Origin of the sequence: Nocardia sp. NPDC051900 (assembly GCF_044452545.1) — a bacterium.
Taxonomy (GTDB): Bacteria; Actinomycetota; Actinomycetes; order Mycobacteriales; family Mycobacteriaceae; genus Nocardia; species Nocardia sichangensis.
In genome coordinates, this window is record NZ_JBITBU010000007.1 from 106859 (window position 1) to 123682 (window position 16824).

Annotated in this window: 20 protein-coding genes; 12 read left to right on the forward strand and 8 right to left on the reverse strand. The window is 69.1% G+C overall.

All coding sequences use genetic code 11. From position 1 onward, the window contains the following. The first annotated feature begins 176 nt into the window (after window positions 1-176). From ACIA5H_RS13425 to ACIA5H_RS13440, 4 genes are read left to right on the forward strand one after another with little or no spacing between them, the layout of a single operon-like run. The gene (locus ACIA5H_RS13425; protein ID WP_397076165.1) at window positions 177-830 is read left to right on the forward strand and encodes a lipid droplet-associated protein; all 654 of its coding nucleotides are present in this window, start codon (window positions 177-179) and stop codon (window positions 828-830) included. Beyond that, entirely contained in the window at window positions 827-2149 is a 1323-nt protein-coding gene (xseA, locus tag ACIA5H_RS13430; protein ID WP_379255275.1) for an exodeoxyribonuclease VII large subunit, read from the forward strand. The genes ACIA5H_RS13425 and xseA overlap by 4 nt, the downstream gene beginning before the upstream one ends. A gap of 1 nt (window position 2150) precedes the next feature. Beyond that, entirely contained in the window at window positions 2151-2426 is a 276-nt protein-coding gene (locus tag ACIA5H_RS13435) for an exodeoxyribonuclease VII small subunit (RefSeq protein ID WP_397076168.1), read from the forward strand. Next, window positions 2423-2767 (forward strand): VOC family protein, encoded by a 345-nt coding sequence (locus tag ACIA5H_RS13440; protein WP_397076170.1) that lies wholly within the window; start codon window positions 2423-2425, stop codon window positions 2765-2767. Before ACIA5H_RS13435 ends, ACIA5H_RS13440 begins: the two co-directional genes overlap by 4 nt. A gap of 18 nt (window positions 2768-2785) precedes the next feature. Here the strand turns inward: ACIA5H_RS13440 and ACIA5H_RS13445 are convergent, their stop codons facing one another. Next, window positions 2786-3283 carry a GNAT family N-acetyltransferase gene (locus ACIA5H_RS13445; protein ID WP_397076172.1) on the reverse strand — a complete coding sequence of 166 codons (498 nt, stop codon included), beginning with the start codon at window positions 3281-3283 and terminating at the stop codon, window positions 2786-2788. Window positions 3284-3472: 189 nt separating this feature from the next. Then, window positions 3473-4039, reverse strand: coding sequence for a DUF4245 domain-containing protein (locus ACIA5H_RS13450; RefSeq protein ID WP_379255282.1), 567 nt, complete (start codon window positions 4037-4039; stop codon window positions 3473-3475). 127 nt (window positions 4040-4166) lie between these two features. Between ACIA5H_RS13450 and glpX the strand changes: the two genes are divergently transcribed. Further along, on the forward strand, window positions 4167-5210 hold the full coding sequence (gene glpX, locus ACIA5H_RS13455; RefSeq protein ID WP_356966745.1) for a class II fructose-bisphosphatase: 1044 nt from the start codon (window positions 4167-4169) through the stop codon (window positions 5208-5210). A gap of 421 nt (window positions 5211-5631) precedes the next feature. Beyond that, on the forward strand, window positions 5632-7035 hold the full coding sequence (locus ACIA5H_RS13460; protein ID WP_397076175.1) for a class II fumarate hydratase: 1404 nt from the start codon (window positions 5632-5634) through the stop codon (window positions 7033-7035). A gap of 79 nt (window positions 7036-7114) precedes the next feature. Here the strand turns inward: ACIA5H_RS13460 and ACIA5H_RS13465 are convergent, their stop codons facing one another. From ACIA5H_RS13465 to ACIA5H_RS13480, 4 genes are all read right to left on the reverse strand, one after another. Next, window positions 7115-7972, reverse strand: coding sequence for an acyl-ACP desaturase (locus ACIA5H_RS13465; RefSeq protein ID WP_355078608.1), 858 nt, complete (start codon window positions 7970-7972; stop codon window positions 7115-7117). A gap of 100 nt (window positions 7973-8072) precedes the next feature. Beyond that, complete coding sequence (locus ACIA5H_RS13470; RefSeq protein WP_397076177.1) at window positions 8073-8654, reverse strand: LGFP repeat-containing protein; 582 nt, start codon at window positions 8652-8654, stop codon at window positions 8073-8075. Between the two features lie 189 nt (window positions 8655-8843). Then, window positions 8844-10229 carry a PhoH family protein gene (locus tag ACIA5H_RS13475; RefSeq protein ID WP_355078606.1) on the reverse strand — a complete coding sequence of 462 codons (1386 nt, stop codon included), beginning with the start codon at window positions 10227-10229 and terminating at the stop codon, window positions 8844-8846. 266 nt (window positions 10230-10495) lie between these two features. Then, window positions 10496-10864: a DUF488 family protein gene (locus tag ACIA5H_RS13480; protein WP_355078605.1), complete on the reverse strand. Its 369-nt coding sequence runs from the start codon at window positions 10862-10864 to the stop codon at window positions 10496-10498. A gap of 86 nt (window positions 10865-10950) precedes the next feature. Between ACIA5H_RS13480 and ACIA5H_RS13485 the strand changes: the two genes are divergently transcribed. Beyond that, window positions 10951-11223 carry a hypothetical protein gene (locus ACIA5H_RS13485; protein ID WP_039800723.1) on the forward strand — a complete coding sequence of 91 codons (273 nt, stop codon included), beginning with the start codon at window positions 10951-10953 and terminating at the stop codon, window positions 11221-11223. A 7-nt stretch (window positions 11224-11230) separates the two neighbouring features. Here ACIA5H_RS13485 and ACIA5H_RS13490 read toward each other — a convergent pair whose 3' ends face one another. Then, window positions 11231-11653, reverse strand: a complete 423-nt coding sequence (locus ACIA5H_RS13490) for a limonene-1,2-epoxide hydrolase family protein (RefSeq protein WP_379255285.1) — start codon at window positions 11651-11653, stop codon at window positions 11231-11233. A gap of 23 nt (window positions 11654-11676) precedes the next feature. Further along, entirely contained in the window at window positions 11677-12393 is a 717-nt protein-coding gene (locus tag ACIA5H_RS13495; protein WP_379255287.1) for a TetR/AcrR family transcriptional regulator, read from the reverse strand. Between the two features lie 113 nt (window positions 12394-12506). Between ACIA5H_RS13495 and ACIA5H_RS13500 the strand changes: the two genes are divergently transcribed. The 5 genes from ACIA5H_RS13500 to ACIA5H_RS13520 all read left to right on the forward strand — a co-directional run bounded on the left by ACIA5H_RS13500 (window position 12507) and on the right by ACIA5H_RS13520 (window position 16819). Beyond that, complete coding sequence (locus tag ACIA5H_RS13500; RefSeq protein WP_397076181.1) at window positions 12507-13703, forward strand: FAD-dependent monooxygenase; 1197 nt, start codon at window positions 12507-12509, stop codon at window positions 13701-13703. A 199-nt stretch (window positions 13704-13902) separates the two neighbouring features. Further along, window positions 13903-14289 (forward strand): hypothetical protein, encoded by a 387-nt coding sequence (locus tag ACIA5H_RS13505; protein ID WP_379255291.1) that lies wholly within the window; start codon window positions 13903-13905, stop codon window positions 14287-14289. After that, on the forward strand, window positions 14286-14864 hold the full coding sequence (locus tag ACIA5H_RS13510) for a DUF3558 domain-containing protein (protein WP_379255292.1): 579 nt from the start codon (window positions 14286-14288) through the stop codon (window positions 14862-14864). Before ACIA5H_RS13505 ends, ACIA5H_RS13510 begins: the two co-directional genes overlap by 4 nt. A gap of 18 nt (window positions 14865-14882) precedes the next feature. Continuing rightward, window positions 14883-16082, forward strand: a complete 1200-nt coding sequence (locus ACIA5H_RS13515; RefSeq protein ID WP_397076184.1) for a hypothetical protein — start codon at window positions 14883-14885, stop codon at window positions 16080-16082. Then, entirely contained in the window at window positions 16079-16819 is a 741-nt protein-coding gene (locus ACIA5H_RS13520) for an ESX secretion-associated protein EspG (protein ID WP_379255295.1), read from the forward strand. Before ACIA5H_RS13515 ends, ACIA5H_RS13520 begins: the two co-directional genes overlap by 4 nt. The last annotated feature ends 5 nt before the right edge of the window (window positions 16820-16824 follow it).

Here is a 16824-nt window from a genome sequence, read left to right on the forward strand (position 1 = left end):
CGGGATCGTAAGCCGGGGTCTACGACCGGGTGCGACGATTGTTTCGGACGGCCCGCCGGGTTCCTGCGCGCATTTCCGCGATATGTGTGCGGTCCCGCCGATCGGCTACGACCCGCGAATACGCGAACCGCGCGCCCCTCCTTTGCATAACACACCATTTCCGGCAGGCTAGGACCATGTTTCGACCACCCTTTCTGGCCCGGGTCGCCGCAGGCGCGGCCGTATACGCCCTCGAGGAATCCCGTCGGCTACCCACGGCGGCAATGAATTTCCCGATCACGGCCATCAGTCAGGTGCTGCAGACGACGATGCACGTCCAGCAGTTCGTCACCAGTCTGGCCCTGAAGGGCGACGCGGTTTTCGACCGTTTGTCCAACCGCCCGGTCGAGCAGCCGGAGTGGGCCACCTTCGACGAGGACCTCGCCGACGACCCGAGCCCCAGCACGCTGCGCGCCAGCCGATTCGACCTCTACACCGCCGATGATCCCGACGCGTTCCCCGCGCCCGAATCCTTCGCCACGGACGACAGCCGCGCAGGCGCGACCAACGGCCATGTCGCCTCCGTGACGCCGATCGGCGAGCCACCGGCCGAAGATCCGGACCCGGATACCGATCCCGAACCCGTCGCGGAAGCGCCCGTCATCGCCGAACCGGAAGTCGCCACCCGCTACGACTACGCCAACATGACCCTGGCTCAGCTGCGCGCCCGCCTGCGCCTGCTGACGATCGATGACCTCACCGCGCTGCTGGAGTACGAGCAGCACACCCGCGCCAGGGCGCCGTTCGTGACCATGCTCACGAACCGGATCGCCACTGTGCAGGCCCAGTGACCGAACCCCGGACACCCTCGTCGCCGACGGCTGGCCGGGAGACCTCCGGCCAACCCGCCGCCGCTCCGGCCAACTCCGCCGAGCATCCGTGGCCGGTGCGTTCGGTCTCCATCAAGGTCGCCCAGTGGATCGACCGGCTCGGCAGCATCTGGGTGGAGGGCCAGATCACCCAGATCAATCTCCGGCCCGGCACCCGCACCGCGTTCCTGGTGCTGCGCGACCCGTCCGCCGACATGTCGCTGTCGGTGACCTGCGATCCCGACCTGATCCGCAAATCCCCCATTCCCCTGCAAGAGGGCAGCCGGGTGGTCGTCTACGGCAAGCTCTCCTTCTTCACCGGGCGCGGCACGATCTCGCTGCGCGTGCTGGAGATCCGCCCCGTCGGCATCGGCGAACTACTGGCCCGCATCGAACGGCTGAAGGCGCTGTTGGACGCCGAGGGCCTGTTCGATCCCCGGCTCAAGCGTCCGATCCCGTTCCTTCCCGGAACCGTCGGCCTCATCACCGGCCGCGCGAGCGCCGCGGAGCGCGATGTGCTGAGCGTCGCTCGCAGTCGCTGGCCCGCGGTGCGTTTCGAGATTCGCAACACCGCCGTGCAAGGGCCGACCGCGGTATCGCAGATGCTGACGGCGCTGGCAGAGCTCGATCGGCATCCGGACGTCGAGGTGATCGTGCTCGCGCGCGGCGGCGGCAGCGTCGAAGACCTGCTGCCGTTCTCCGACGAGGCGCTGTGCCGCGCCATCGTGGCCGCGACCACGCCGATCGTCAGCGCGATCGGCCACGAACCGGACAACCCGCTCAGTGACTTCGTCGCCGACCTGCGCGCGGCCACGCCGACCGACGCCGCCAAACGGATCGTCCCGGACGCCGCCGCCGAACTGGCCTGCATTCGTGAACTGCGCGAACGCACCGCCGCGGCGTTGCGGGGTTGGGTCGACCGGGAGACCGAGGCGCTCGCCCAGCTGCGTTCGCGACCCGTGCTGGCCGATCCGCTGCGCGAGATCGATCGCCGCCAGGAAGAGATCGAACGCCTGCGCACGGCCACGCACCGCTGCGCCGAGCACTTCGTCCGCACCGAAGCCACGGCCACCAGGCATCTGCGCGAGAAACTCACCGCCGTCGGCCCCGCCGCCACACTCGCCCGTGGCTACGCTGTCGTGCAGCGGGTCACCGGCCGGGAACGCGAGGTGGTGCGTTCGATCGAGGACGCGCCCGCAGGCAGCCAGCTGCGCATCCGGGTCGCCGACGGGGCTGTCACGGCCGCCGCGCTCGGCACCCAGGCCCTCGGCGCCAAGAACACCGACACAGGGAGGAACTGACTTGGCCCAGTCCGGCAAGTCCACCGAAGCCGACAGGACGGGCGCCGACCCGGCCGACGACGCCGCCGAGATCGCCGGTTTCGGCTACGAACGCGCGCGCGACGAACTCGTCAACGTCGTCAAGATCCTCGAACAGGGCGGCCTCGACCTCGATGAATCCCTCGCCCTGTGGGAGCGCGGCGAGGCGCTGGCCAACCGCTGTGAGGAACATCTGGCGGGCGCGCGCAAGCGCGTCGAGGACGCGCTGCACCGCACCGACCTGGAGCGGCAAGAGTGACCATCCGCCGCGCCACGCCCGACATCCGCACCACCGACCTGGCCGCGAGCCGCGACTTCTACCGGCTGCTCGGCTTCCACGAGGCGATGGACCTGGGCTGGGTCGTGACGATGGCCTCGCCGTCCAACCCGACCGCGCAGGTCCTGCTCGTCGGCCCGGACGCCGAACAGCTCCAGCCGGACATGAGCGTGGAGGTGGAGGACGTCGACGCCGTGCACGCGGCGGTGACCGCCGCGGGCTCCGAGGTCGTCTACTCCTTGCGCGACGAGCCGTGGGGCGTGCGCCGCTTCTTCGTCCGCGATCCGAGCGGGACCATCGTCAACGTGGTGAGTCACCGCTGACGACGGCCCCCGGCCTCGTCAGCGCGATGCGGCCGCGGCGCGGAACCGGGCGACGCCGTCCGCGCTGCTCACCCGCTCGAATCCGGCCTTCTCCAGCACCCGCGCCGACGGCGGATTCGACAGCTCCACCTCGGCGTGCACCGCACGAACGCCGGGTGCGGTGAGCGCGTGCGCCGTGAGGGCGACGGTGGCCTCGGTGGCGTACCCGCGACCGCGCCGCGAGGCGACGATGCCGTACCCGAGCTCGAGGGCACCGCCGGCGGGCGGCCAGAACAGCCCGATCGATCCGACGACGAGACCGGTCGAGCGCTCGACGACGAGCCGGTGCCCGAACGGGCCGAGCCAGTCCGGGTGCACAACGAGCAGGCCCGCGATGACGCGATCGCCGTCGGCAGGGAAATCCGCCGCCCACTCGGCGTGACGGCGGCCATCGAGCACGGCGGCCGCCGCAGCGGCGGTCCACGACCGCAGGATCAGCCGTTCGGTGCGCAGGTCGGGGGAAAGGGAAACAGACACGTGACACTCCTGGTCGTCGAAGAGAGACCGGTCCGCGTCCGCGGAAAAATCACTGGCGCGCGAACCGGCGAAAGGCATGCGAAAGACGGCTGAGGACAGCCATATTCATCGACCTCCGAAAACCGGTTCGGCACGTGTCTCGTGCCGCGGCAAAATTAACGAACGCGCGCCGCCGAAGACAAGCGGATTTCAGGGCTTCAGCGGTTGCGCCGCCGTGATCGCCTGGGCGAGCGTGCTGAACGCCGCCTGGTTGCCCGCGCCGGTGATCAGCACGCGGGACTGGCCGAGGTCGGCGATCCACGCGGTCTCCGAGCCCTGCTCGGCGTAGACGATCCATTTCTGCGCGCCGACCTGCTCGGTGCCACTGGCGTAGCGCGACCCGAGCACGAACCTGGCCAGCGCCTCCTCGGTCGCGTTGCTCTGGGTGAACCGCATGTAGGTGCCCTGCGGCGTGATGTAGCCGACCGTGCTGACCGGCCCGCCCCCGTTGCCGCCGATGGACTCGCGACTGCCGGAGTTCGGCGTCCAGTCCGCGGGCAGGTCCGGGTTGCGGATGGGGAACGGCAGGGAACGAGCGTCGGCGGTGAGCGCGGCGCGCGCGTCGAAATGCGGGATCTGACCCTGCGTCGGACCGTTCGCGGCGAAACTGCATTGGCTGGCCAGCCCGGCGAACACCAGCGCGATCAGGACCAACGGGATCAACGACCAGAACAGATCCCGGTAGTCGTTCAAGATGCGCGGCTTTTGGTACGACACGCTCCCAGTATCCACTCGTGCGGCGACGCCGCCCCCTGCACCCCGGCACCACGAGCAGGGGTGTACGGCCGTGCCACATCGAATGAGACAATTGACCGGTACGTACCGACGCACAGGAGGCCCCGCAATGACGGCAACTTCCCCCACACCTAGCCGCCGCGAGGCGCCCGACCGCAACCTCGCACTCGAACTGGTCCGCGTGACCGAGGCAGGGGCGATGGCCGCGGGCCGGTGGGTCGGACGCGGCGACAAGGAGGGGGGCGACGGCGCGGCCGTCGACGCCATGCGGCAGCTGGTCAGCTCGGTGTCCATGCGCGGCATCGTCGTCATCGGCGAGGGCGAGAAGGACGAGGCGCCCATGCTGTACAACGGCGAGGCTGTCGGCGACGGCACCGGCCCGGAAGTGGACTTCGCGGTCGACCCGATCGACGGCACCACGCTGATGTCCAAGGGCGTGCCCGGCGCGATCTCGGTGCTCGCGGTCGCCGAACGCGGCGCGATGTTCGACCCGTCCGCGGTGTTCTACATGCACAAGATCGCCGTGGGCCCCGACGCTGCCCACGTGATCGATATCTCGGCCCCGATCGCGGAGAACATCAGCCGGGTCGCCAAGGCCAAGAATTCCGCGAAGTCCGACCTGACCGTCTGCATCCTGGATCGCCCCCGGCACGCCGAGCTCATCCAGCAGGTGCGTGACGCGGGCGCCCGCATCCGCCTGATCTCCGACGGCGACGTCGCCGGCGCGATCGCCGCCGCCCGCCCCGACTCCGGCACCGACATCCTGGTCGGCATCGGCGGCACCCCGGAGGGCATCATCGCCGCCGCCGCGATGCGCTGTATGGGCGGCGAGCTGCAAGGCATGCTCGCGCCCAAGGACGACGAGGAGCGGCAGAAGGCCATCGACGCGGGCCACGACCTCGACCGCGTACTGACCACCGAGGACCTCGTCTCCGGTGAGAACGTGTTCTTCTGCGCCACCGGCGTGACCGACGGCGACCTGCTGCGCGGCGTGCGCTACTACGGCGGCGGCGCGTCCACCCAGTCGATCGTGATGCGCTCGAAGTCCGGCACGGTCCGCATGATCGACGCCTACCACCGCCTGACCAAGCTGCGCGAATACTCTTCTGTCGATTTCATCGGCGACGAACACGCGGTCCCGCCGCTGCCGTAATTTTGCAGCGCCTCCGGCGCTGGTGTTCGCGGCCCCCTTGTGGCTCGCGTTTGCGCGACCACCGCTGGCGACTTCGTCGCGGACGCGGTGGCCGCGCAAACGCGAGCCGGGCCGCGAACGGCGCATGCTCGGTCTCGCTTCGCTCGAAATCGGGGGCTGGGGTCGGTGGTCCTGCAGGTTGGAAACCGGCAGCACCCGATGCGCGCCGTTGATGGCCCCCCGGCAGCCTCCACCCGTCGCTTCGTGCGCCTCTTGCGGACCGCATGTACCCGCATGTTCGGGACGGGGACACAGCTTTGAGCCGTGTGGGGCGGGGAACCGGACAACAGTTCGTATTCCCGAGCGAAGGCCTGCCGAGGTGTGCGAATGACCTCAGGCGTGGCTGCCCCACGGGCCGCTGCCGCGGCATAGGGTCGGGATCATGAGCGAGGAGACGCAGTACCGCATCGAGCACGACACCATGGGCGAGGTCCGGGTTCCGGTGGACGCTTTGTGGCGGGCGCAGACCCAGCGGGCCGTGGAGAACTTCCCGATCAGCGGACGCGGCTTGGAGCGGGCGCAGATTCGCGCGCTCGGCTTGCTGAAGGCCGCGTGCGCCACGGTCAACCGCGACCTGGGGCTGCTCGATCCCGTGAAGGCCGATGTCATCATCGCCGCGGCGAACGAGATCGCGCGTGGCGAACACGACGATCAGTTCCCGATCGACGTGTTCCAAACCGGTTCCGGCACCAGCTCGAACATGAACGCCAACGAGGTGATCGCCTCGCTCGCCAAGGCGAAGGGCGTCACCGTCCACCCGAACGACGACGTGAACATGTCCCAGTCGTCCAACGACACCTTCCCCACCGCAACGCATCTCGCCGCCACCGAAGCTGTCATCACCGATCTGGTTCCCGCGCTGGAGCATCTGCGGCTGGCGTTGCTGGACAAGTCGACGGAATGGCGCACCGTGGTGAAGTCCGGCCGCACGCACCTTATGGACGCCGTCCCGGTGACCCTCGGCCAGGAGTTCGGCGGCTACACCCGGCAGGTCGCCGCGGGCATCGACCGCATCATGGCCACGCTCCCGCGGCTCGGCGAGCTGCCCATCGGCGGCACGGCGGTCGGCACCGGGCTGAACGCGCCCGAGGGTTTCGGCGCGAAGGTCGTCACGGAACTCGTGCGCGCCACCGACATCGATGCGCTGCGCGAGGCCGAGGACCACTTCGAGGCGCAGGCCGCGCGCGACGGTCTGGTCGAGGCGTCCGGCGCGCTCCGCACGATCGCGGTGAGCCTGACCAAGATCGCCAACGACATTCGTTGGATGGGCTCTGGGCCGCTCACCGGCTTGGCCGAGATCCAGCTGCCGGATCTGCAACCGGGCAGCTCGATCATGCCCGGCAAAGTGAACCCGGTGCTGCCCGAGGCGGTGACCCAGGTGGGCGCGCAGGTGATCGGCAACGATGCCGCGGTGGCGTTCGCGGGCGCGAACGGCGCATTCGAGCTGAACGTGTACATCCCGGTGATGGCGCGCAACCTGCTGGAGTCGATCCGCCTGCTGGCCAGCGTCTCCCGGCTGTTCGCCGACAAGTGCGTGCGCGGCCTGGTCGCCAATGTCGAGCACCTGCGCACGCTCGCCGAGTCGTCGCCTTCGATCGTGACGCCCCTGAACTCGGCGATCGGCTACGAGGAGGCGGCGGCGGTCGCGAAGGAAGCGCTGCGGGAGAAGAAGACCATCCGCCAGACGGTCATCGACCGCGGCCTGCTGGACGAGAAGCTGACCGAGGAGGAACTCGACCGCCGCCTCGACGTGCTCGCCATGGCGAAGGTGAAGGAGCAGGACTGAACCGCGCCGAAACGAACGCCACCTCGGTAGCCGGAAGGCTGTCGAGGTGGCGTTCGTGCGCTGCGCCCGGAAATGCGGATCAGTCGCGCAAGTGCGCGAGCTCCTCGCGCGCCTGCTCCCCTTCCGGACCGAAATCGGTGCGGGTGAAGATGTTCCACCGCTTCAGCAGCGGGGCGAACACCAACTCACCCTCCTTGGCGCGGTCGTAGATGCCCGCCTCGGCGAGCACCACATCGCTGTCGCGGCCGTCCGGCAACGTCACCGTCGGGACCTCGAAGCCCGCGACCCGGTCGGCGATGGCCCGCACGGTCTGGTCGGGCGCCAGATCGAGCGCGGCGGAGACCAGGTCGGCGAAGAACACCGACTGCAGTTCGTCGTCCAGCGCGATGCGCTCGGCGATGGCGGTGACCAGGGGGTTCTCCTCGAGCGCCGCGATGTTGCGGTGCCGGATCGCGCTGGCGGCCTCTTCGAACGCGCAGGTCGCCAGCACGTCGAGCAAGTGCATCGCCGGGCGGCGGAAGCCCTTGGTCATGTGCTCCATGCGCAACCGCTCCAGTTCCACCGGGTCGACGGACCTGGTCACCATGAGGTAGTTGCGGATGGTGATCTCGTGGCGGTTCTCCTCGGCCGTCCAGCGGCCGACCCAGCGCCACCACGCGCCGGTGCGCAGGTACTTGCCGATCTCGCGGTGATACGAGGGCAGGTTGTCGGCGATCAGCACCGAAACGGTCAACGCCAGCTTGGCGGTTTCGCCGAGCTCGGACTGCTCCGCCGCCCAGTCGGTACCGCCGAGGAAGGCGAAGTTGCGCCCGTCGTCCCACGGCACGAAGTCGTGCGGCTGCCACCCATCGGCGGCGTCCACGTGCTTACGCAGCAGCAGTTCTACGTCCACCGCGAGCGATTCGAGCAATTCGCGATCGGTCAGGAGAGTTTGCACCGAGATAACCTAGCGGCTTGGCCCGCGGAGCGGGGCGGATGGATGGGATTCACAGGCAACCGAGACCACACCGCGATCCCGGACGCCGAGTATCTGGTTCCTACTTCGGCGTGACCGTGATAGTACCGTTCACCCAGGTGATGGTGCCGCCGGTGAAGTCGCTCTGCTTGCCGCCGGGGATGTCCTTCTCGTCGCTGATCGGGTAGCCGAGCTGTCCCTGCGCGCCGCCGTTGTCTTCCCAGGCCTTGCGGATCTCACCCCAGACGACGTGCGCTTCGCCCTCCTTGGGTTCGTAGATCGTGCCGCCCGCGAAGTCCTGGTAGTGCCCCTCGTCGGGTGCGTCCTCTTCGGCCTGCAGCGGTGCGCCGAGCGGACCGGTCGGGCCGCCGAGCTGCACATACTTGTCGTAGATGGCGCCGGAGACGGCGATCTCCCCCGCCGGGGTCGCGATCTTGGTCGTCGCCTCGGCCGCGCCCGTGGTCGTCGGGCTCGCGCCGGTGTGCGTGGTCATCCCGGCGGTGGTGGTGGGGCTCGCGATCGAGGTGACCATACCGGTCATGCTGGCCATACCGGTCTTGGCGCCGTTGTCTTTGTTGTCGTCGCCGCCGCAGCCGGCCAGGACCAGCCCTGCCGCTGCGAGTACTGCGGTGAATCCAGCCGTTCGTCGAGCGAAGTGGTGCATGTCCATCCTCTCGCTGTGGGCTGCCGGCGCACCACGGATTCCGTGACGACGCCGCGCATAGCCTCGGCCGTTGGTCAGACGATGACCCGGTGACCGACGAGCGGCCACCGGGTCATATCGAACTGCTATCGCGGCCGATGATACCCACCGGACATGCGGTGAAACACGCCGGCGAACGGCGTCGCGGGATCAGGCGTTGGGGCCGTACTCCTCCAGCATCTCGGTGACCAGCGCCGCGATCGGCGAGCGCTCGCTACGGGTCAGCGTGATGTGCGCGAAGAGCGGATGGCCCTTGAGCTTCTCGACCACCGCCGCGACCCCGTCGTGCCTGCCGACGCGCAAGTTGTCGCGCTGGGCGACGTCGTGGGTGAGCACCACCCGCGAGCCGGTTCCCAGACGGCTGAGCACCGTGAGCAGCACATTCCGCTCCAACGACTGGGCTTCGTCCACGATCACGAAGGAGTCGTGCAGCGACCGCCCGCGAATGTGGGTCAGCGGCAACACCTCCAGCATGTCGCGGCTGAGCACCTCCTCCATCACCTCGCGGCTGGCCAGCCCGTCGAGCGTGTCGAAGACCGCTTGCGCCCAGGGGCCCATCTTCTCGCTCTCGGTGCCGGGCAGATAGCCCAGGTCCTGGCCGCCCACCGCGTACAGCGGGCGGAAGACCACCACCTTGCGCTGCGTGCGCCGTTCCAGTACCGCCTCCAGGCCCGCCGTCAACGCCAGCGCCGACTTGCCGGTCCCGGCCCGGCCACCGAGCGAGACGATGCCGACGCTCTCGTCCAGCAGCAGGTCGAGCGCGATGCGCTGCTCGGCGGAACGCCCGTGCAGCCCGAACGCCTCGCGCTCGCGGACCAATTGCACCCGCTTGTCCGGCGTGATCCGGCCCAGCGCACTCGAGCTGACGCCGAGCAGCCGGACGCCGGTGTGGCAGGGCAGTTCTCGCGCTTCGTCTAGATCGATCACCGACTCGGCGTAGAGCTGATCGATGCGCGCCGTGCTGACGTCGAGCTCGACCATGCCGGACCAGCCCGAGGTCACCACGTCCTGCGCGTGGTACTCGTCGGCGTGCAAGCCCACCGCACTGGCCTTGACCCGCAGCGGAATGTCCTTGGACACCAACACCACTTCGCGGCCCTCGGCCGCGAGATTGAGCGCACAGGCCAGGATCCGCGAGTCGTTGGTGTCGGTGCGGAAGCCGACCGGAAGGACCGCGGGATCGGTGTGGTTCAGTTCCACCTGCAACGTTCCGCCCTCGGTGCCGATCGGCACCTGCTGATCCAGCCTGCCGTGTTGCAGGCGCAGATCGTCCAGATTGCGCAAAGCTTCTCGCGCGAACCAGCCCAGCTCGTGGTGGTGCCGTTTGGCTTCGAGTTCACTGATGACCACCAGGGGTAACACCACGTCGTGTTCGCCGAACCGGGTGAAGGAACCGGGATCCGACAGCAGGACGGAGGTGTCGATGACGAAGGTTTTGCCGGGTAATTGCGAGGGGCGGGCCCCCTTCGCGGCGGCTCCGCCTTTCGCGGAGCGGGAGTTCGCCGAGGGAGCGGAAACGGAGCGTGCAGCAGTCACGGTGGGCTCCTCTGTGTTCATGCGGCAGTCGCACGAACGATCTCGCTGGACCGGTCCGTCCTGATGGACCCGACGTTGCCGTCAGATGCCACGAGGGCCGGGCTCCGGCCCCCTCGTACTGAGTAGCTCAGTCACGGTCAGGACCTCCCGTACGAGCCACACCGCCGCGGCCCGCACACCCGACGCTACCTCCGATTCCGGTGTCCGCGCTCGGGGACTGCGAGGCGTGTCCGTGAACATGTCGTAAACCCGCACGTCGCGAGGGTTCAGCGCAGCACGTCGAGCAACACCGGAACATGGCTGTGCGCCGGATCCTGTACGGCCGTGAGCAATGTCACCGGAGCTTCGGCTGCCAGGGCACGTAAATCCCGCAAATCTTGCTGAACCTCCGGCGCGGCGAGTTCGGCACGGTAGCGGCGGGCGAATTCCGGGCCGCGCGCGTCCCGGTCGGCGTGGAACCAGCGCCGCAATTCGGTGGTCGGGGTGAGCGCTTTGGGCCAGCGATCGACCCGCGCTTGCGCTTTGGTGATGCCCCTCGGCCAGAGCCGGTCGACCAGCACCCGGGTGCCGTCGTCGGGGTCGGGATCGTCGTAGACGCGCTTGATCCGGAAGCCGGGTCGGGGTTGCGGTGTCATAGCGGTTATCGCAGCACGACGTCCGGGCCGGGACGGGATTCGCCACGCGGTCGCTGTCGCCCGATTCGGCGGATAGAGTCGCTGGTATGTCCGGTAACGAGGATTTGGAGAAGCTGTCGTCGAAGGAACTGCACGACCGGGCGATGAAGCTCGCCGTGCGGCGGGGGGATGTGAAGTTCCTGTGGCGGTTGCTCACGTCGATCCCGGCCGCGGAGGCCGCCGCGGGCAATGTCGGCGAAAGCGAGGCGGACATCAAGTACGTGCTGCCCATGCTCGACGACTACGTCCACGCCGGTGACGGCGCGGTCGCCGAGGTGCTGCGACCGGTCTATCTCGACTACCTGGCCCAGCACTCCTGAGACCAGGTCAGCGGCGGGTGAGCGCCGCGCGCCAGAGGCCGACAGCCGTGCCGCGCAGGAAGTTCGCCCAACTGAAGTGGTCGTGCCACAAGATGATTCGGCCGTCGCGTAGCCGGAAGGTGCCGGTCACCCAGAACCCGACGCGCACCGGACCGAAGCGCAGGTAGTCGGTGCGGTCGGTGAGCACGACGTCGCCGTCGGCGGCGATGTGGTGCATGTCCACTCCGAACCCGAGCCAGTCGCGGCGCAGGCCGCGCAGCACGCCGCCGACCCTGCGGATGCCCTTCACATCGGGCAGCGAGGTGTTCTTCCAGACGATGTCGGGGTGCAACAGGTCGATCGCCTCCTCCGAGGCGCCCATTTCCAGCGCGGCGAAGAACTCCCGCACCGTGGTGGTCGAGTCCTGTTTCAGGTCGGGTTCGTCGGTCATGGTCCGAGCGTAGGCCGCTGCGGTCACCCGCGGCGCGCGATGAGCACGGCCAGTCCGTCGAGGATGCGCTCGATGCCGAACTTCAGCGCGCCGTCCCCGCCCGCGACCGCGCCGCCCTCCGCGAACGCGGCGGCCGCGGCCGGATACCGGTCGGCCGCGGCGGCCACCATTTCGGCGAACTGAGCCGCTATCTGCTTCTCGAATTCGTCGGCGTCCGCCAGTCGCACCTGCTGCGCCAGGCTGCGGGCATGCCCGGTCAGCAGGACGATCGTGTCCAGCCGTTCGGCGGCGGTGAGCCCGGTCCCGGCGAGTGCGCCGAGCGCGGACTCCATCCACGCGACTTCGTTCGGGCCGACCGGCCGCAAACCGACCGACACCTCCATCGACCAGGGGTGGGCGCTGAAGCGCGCGTAGATCGTCTCGCACCACACGCGCAGCAGGTCGCGCCAGTCGTTCTCCGACGCCTCCTCGCCCGCGCTCAGTTCCGGCGGCGCGCCCAGCGCCGTGTCCAGCATCAGTGCGACGAGTTCGGCCTTGCCCGGCACGTAGCGGTACAGCGACATCTTGGTGAAGCCGAGGCGCTCGGCCAGCCGCTGCATGGACAGGTTCGCCAGCCCTTCGGCGTCGGCCAGCGCGACGGCCTCCGCGACGATCCGCTCCAGCGACAGCGCGGGCTTCGGTCCGCGCTTGGGCCGCTGACCGGTACCCCAGAGCAGTTCCAGTGTGGTCGGTGTCGGCATGCCCGAAATCCTTCCGGAGAACGTCTTGACGTGAAACTGTGTCTACCATACGCTAATCAGCGTCCATCGGATACAGTTTCCACCGGACGCAGATTTGAGACGAGGAGAACTCCATGCGCAACACCACCGTGCTCATCTCCGGCGCGAGCGTCGCCGGACCCGCGCTGGCCTACTGGCTGCACCGCTACGGCTTCGCGGTCACCGTCGTCGAGCGCGCTCCGGCGCTGCGCCCTGGCGGTCAGGCGATCGACTTCAAGGGCAGCACCCACCGCACCGTGCTGGAACGGATGGGCGTGCTGGACGACATCGAGCAGCGCAAGACGGGCACGACCGACACCGTCTTCGTGGACGAGCGGGGCGCCGAGCTGGCGCTGATGTCGGGTGATTTCACCGGCGGCGATGTGGAGATCCTGCGCGGCGACCTTGCCGAGATCTTCTACCGGCGCACCGCCGACCGTTGCGAATACCTGTTCGGCGATTCGATCACCGCGCTCACCGAGACGGCCGCCGGCGTGCACGTCGAGTTCGAGCACGCGCCCGCCCGCACCTTCGATCTGGTCTTCGGCGCCGACGGCATCCACTCCCGGGTCCGCAGGCTGGCGTTCGGTCCCGAGCGGGACTTCGTGAAGCACCTGGGCTACTACTACGCCGTCGCGGGCGCCAGCCCGTGGAGCGGCAAGACCACCGGACCGCGCGAGCGGGTGGTCGCCCGCGGCCACAACGCTCCCGGCCGACTCGCGGTCAGCGGCGGACCGAAGGCACAGCAGATGTACATGTTCGCCGCGCCCGAGCTCGACTACGTCCGCGACGACATCGCCGCTCAGCAGCGCATCCTCGCCGAGACCTTCGCCGGAGTCGGGTGGGAGGTGCCGCGAATGCTCGCCGAGCTCACCGAATTCGACGACTTCTACATGGACTCGATCAGCCAGGTCCAGATGCCCGACGGTTACACCAAGGGACGTGTCGCGCTGGTCGGCGACTCCGGGTACGGGAACACTCTCGGCGGCTTCGGCACCGGGCTCGCCGTGGTCGGCGCGTACGTCATCGCGGGGGAACTGGCCTTGGCGGGCGGCGACCATACTGTCGCCTTCGCTCGCTACGACGAGCACATGAAGCGCTACGCGAAGATCGCGGGCAACAGCAACGCCGGTCGCTTCCTGGCCCCGAAGACCGCGCGGGGCATCAAGATGCGCAACTGGTTCCTCGGCTCCCGGATGTTCGCCCTGATGGCGAAATTCGGCGACAACGCCGCCAATGACATCGATCTGCGGGACTACCCCGCGCTGGTCGCCGCGGCGAACGCGCGCTGATCGCTCGTCAGCGGCCTTGACAGCGATCGGCCCCACCGCACCCGCCGGGGCCCGGCACAACATCCCAGTTGGGAACCGTCGCGCGGCCGACGACGAGCGGCGCGACGGGGCGACCCGAGGATTCGGCTGTGTTTCGATGGAACCGGAGCGAGACGGGTTGCGTCTATAAGGTCAGACGGCACTGACGGAAGGGGCGGCAATGGCGGACAGCCCGTTTCCCGGGTACATCGAAGCTGCGAAAACCGGGGCGTTGCGGGTGCGGATGGACCCGCAAGCGTTCGTGGACATCGACCGGGCCTGCCAGGAGTTGATCGACACGCTCGTCGCGGCACAAACCGACGCGCGCGAGCTCGGTGAGCGGCAGCACTGGGGGCTGGGCGAAGACAATCCGAAGCTGACCTCCGCCCTCGAACTGGTGCGGCTGTTCCGCGAAAAGGCCTTCGGTGGCCCGAACAACGCCTTCGACACCCTCACCGAGTACATCTCCGTGGCGCAAGAGATCAAATCCATGTTCGAAGCCATCCGCGACGGCTACGTTCGGACCGATACGGAATTCGCGGCGGCACTGCGGGAGCTCAGCGTATGAAGGCCGGAACAGCCTTTCGGGCAATCGGATTCGTCGCCGGAGCGGCGAGCTTGGTCCTGCTCTCCGGATGCGGCGGGACGACATCGAACGATCCGGCCACATCGGCCACCGGCGCGACCGAGTCCCGTTCGAGCGCATCACCACAGACGAACGCACAGCCCGCGTTCGATCCCTGCACCGCACTGACACCCCATTTGCTCGCGGAGCGCCAGTGGGACTCGAGACCCCCGGAACCCAAACAGGACAGCCAGGGCGGCGTCACCTGGAGGGGGTGCCGGTATGTCGCACGGGCCGGGTACGGATTCGTCGTCGAGACCACCAACGGCACCATCGAACAGGTACGCAGCAAATACCCTGCTGCCGTGGATATCTCGGCGGGCGATCGGAAAGCCGTCCGCTACGAAGCCCGTCCGGACGTACCTGGCGGCTGCACGATCAACGTCGAAATGAGGTCCGGCTCGCTCTACATCCTGACGAATGTGCCGCAGACGTCGGCGAACAAGCACCTCGCCGCCTGCGATATCGCCACCGATATCGCCGGAGCAGTCGCACCGCTGCTGCCCGCGGGCAGCTGAACACCGGGGGAAGCGATCATGAGACAGACCGACGGACGCGCGATCACCGATCCGGAGAACGCGCAGAGTTTCTCGCACGCGGAGATCAAACAGGCTGCCGAGGCGATGAATCCGGCCGCGCTCGACGGTGCGTTCGCCGCGTGGTCGGCCATCGCCGCTGCGGTGACGAACGCGGGCCAGCGCTTCGAGGACGCGATCAAGAACGCGGTGGAACAGCACTGGGAGGGGGCGGCGGCCGACAGCGCGGTTCGCGGCGTGCGAGATTACGCGGCGCGGGTGGGCGAACTCGGTGACGCACTCGGCGCACAGAGTTTGCCGCTGTCGGCGGCGGCGGACGCCGCGGCGAAGTTCAAGCTGTCGGTGCCGGATCTGCTGGACACCTCGAATGGCACGGCCGATCCGGCACAGCGCAATTCGCGGGAGGAGCAGGCCCGCGACGAGATGAACACCCAGTACATCCAGCCGTACGGGGCCACCGCTCCGGCTATCCCGACGCTCCCGCCCCCGGTCGCTCCGGCCGCCGCGGCGCCGATCGGTACCGAAACCGGCACAGGCGTGGAGACGAGCGCGAACGTCGGCTCGCAGGCCGTGGCGGGCGCCCGCTCCACGGACAACTCCCCGCCCGGCAGCGCGCCTTCGGCCGCGGACACCGCCTCCCCCGCCGGTTCGGCGGACGACGGCGAACAGGCGGACCAAGCGCAGCCGGAAGCCGAGAACATACCGCAAACCGTCACTTCTCAGGCGGTTCCCCAGAGCCAGGACACCACGCCGACCACTCCGGCATCCACCGCCGCGAGGACGCCGACGTCCACCTCGGCCACATCGGTCGCGCCCTTCTCCTCGCCGCCGCCGCAAACGACGCCCACCACCGTCGTCCCGACCTCGTTCAACGGCGAACCGAACGGCACGCCGAGCAAGCCGGCCACCCCGGGCACGACCGGAACCCCGAACGCCTCGGACAACCGAGCGCGACCGGGCACCTCTCGGCCCGCCCAGCCCACCGTCCCCGCCGCGGCGAACGGGCAACCCGCCGCACCGGGGCGCCCGGGAGCGACGGGCGCTTCGGGGTACCCGGGAATGATGCCGCCGGGGATGCGCGGCAGGCGCACGGACGACGACGAGCACAAGTCGCCGAAGTACCTGCGCACCGAGGAGCACGCGAAAGAGTTGCTCGGCGAGGTGAAACCGACGGTGCCGCCGGTACTCGGTGAGCAATGACGGCGCAGTGGTCACTGTCGGCCGAGCAGTTCGCCGCGGCGTGGTTCGCAACGGGCTTGGACCGCATGCCGTTTCCGTTCCGGTTCACCAGCCGCTTCCCCGGTCTCAACGAGTACCAGGCGTATCAGCGGCAGTTCCGCGCCGAGCTCGGGCGGGACGAACGGCTGCCACTGCGCAGCGCGATCAGCACGCTGGCCGTGCCGGACTGGCGTATCGAGCTGTTCGGCTACGACAACACGCGTGCGGGCGTCGAACTGCGCGCCGTCGCCTGCGGCACCCGTTCCGGCTCCGGCGTGCTCGCCGTGCAGTCGCCCGCGCCGGACGGCGGCCGAGTCCGGTTGCGCCGCTGCCGGGTCGATCAGCTCGCCACCGAAGTGGTGCGCTTGCTCCCGGACGCCACGGCGGGAACGGTGGGTGAGAAGAGCTTCCTGCTCGACGATCTCAACGACGAGCGCCCCGATGTGTTCGGCAACGCGCCCGCCAGCCAGGCGAAAGAGCGTTACCGGCGCTTCTGGCGGCAGTCGTGCGCCACCCGCGGCACCGCCGTCGTGCTGCTCGGGCCGCGCAACGCCGAACCGCTGCGCACCGGCCGCCTCCGCTGGATCGACACGCCCGACGGCCGCTACTGCGAAGTGCCCGCGAACCGCGCCCTGATGATCCGGCCGGGTACCAGCGCCGATATCGCCCGGTACCTGGACGAGGCGATCGTGCGGGCGAAGGCGCGCATGGACAGGTAGTACCG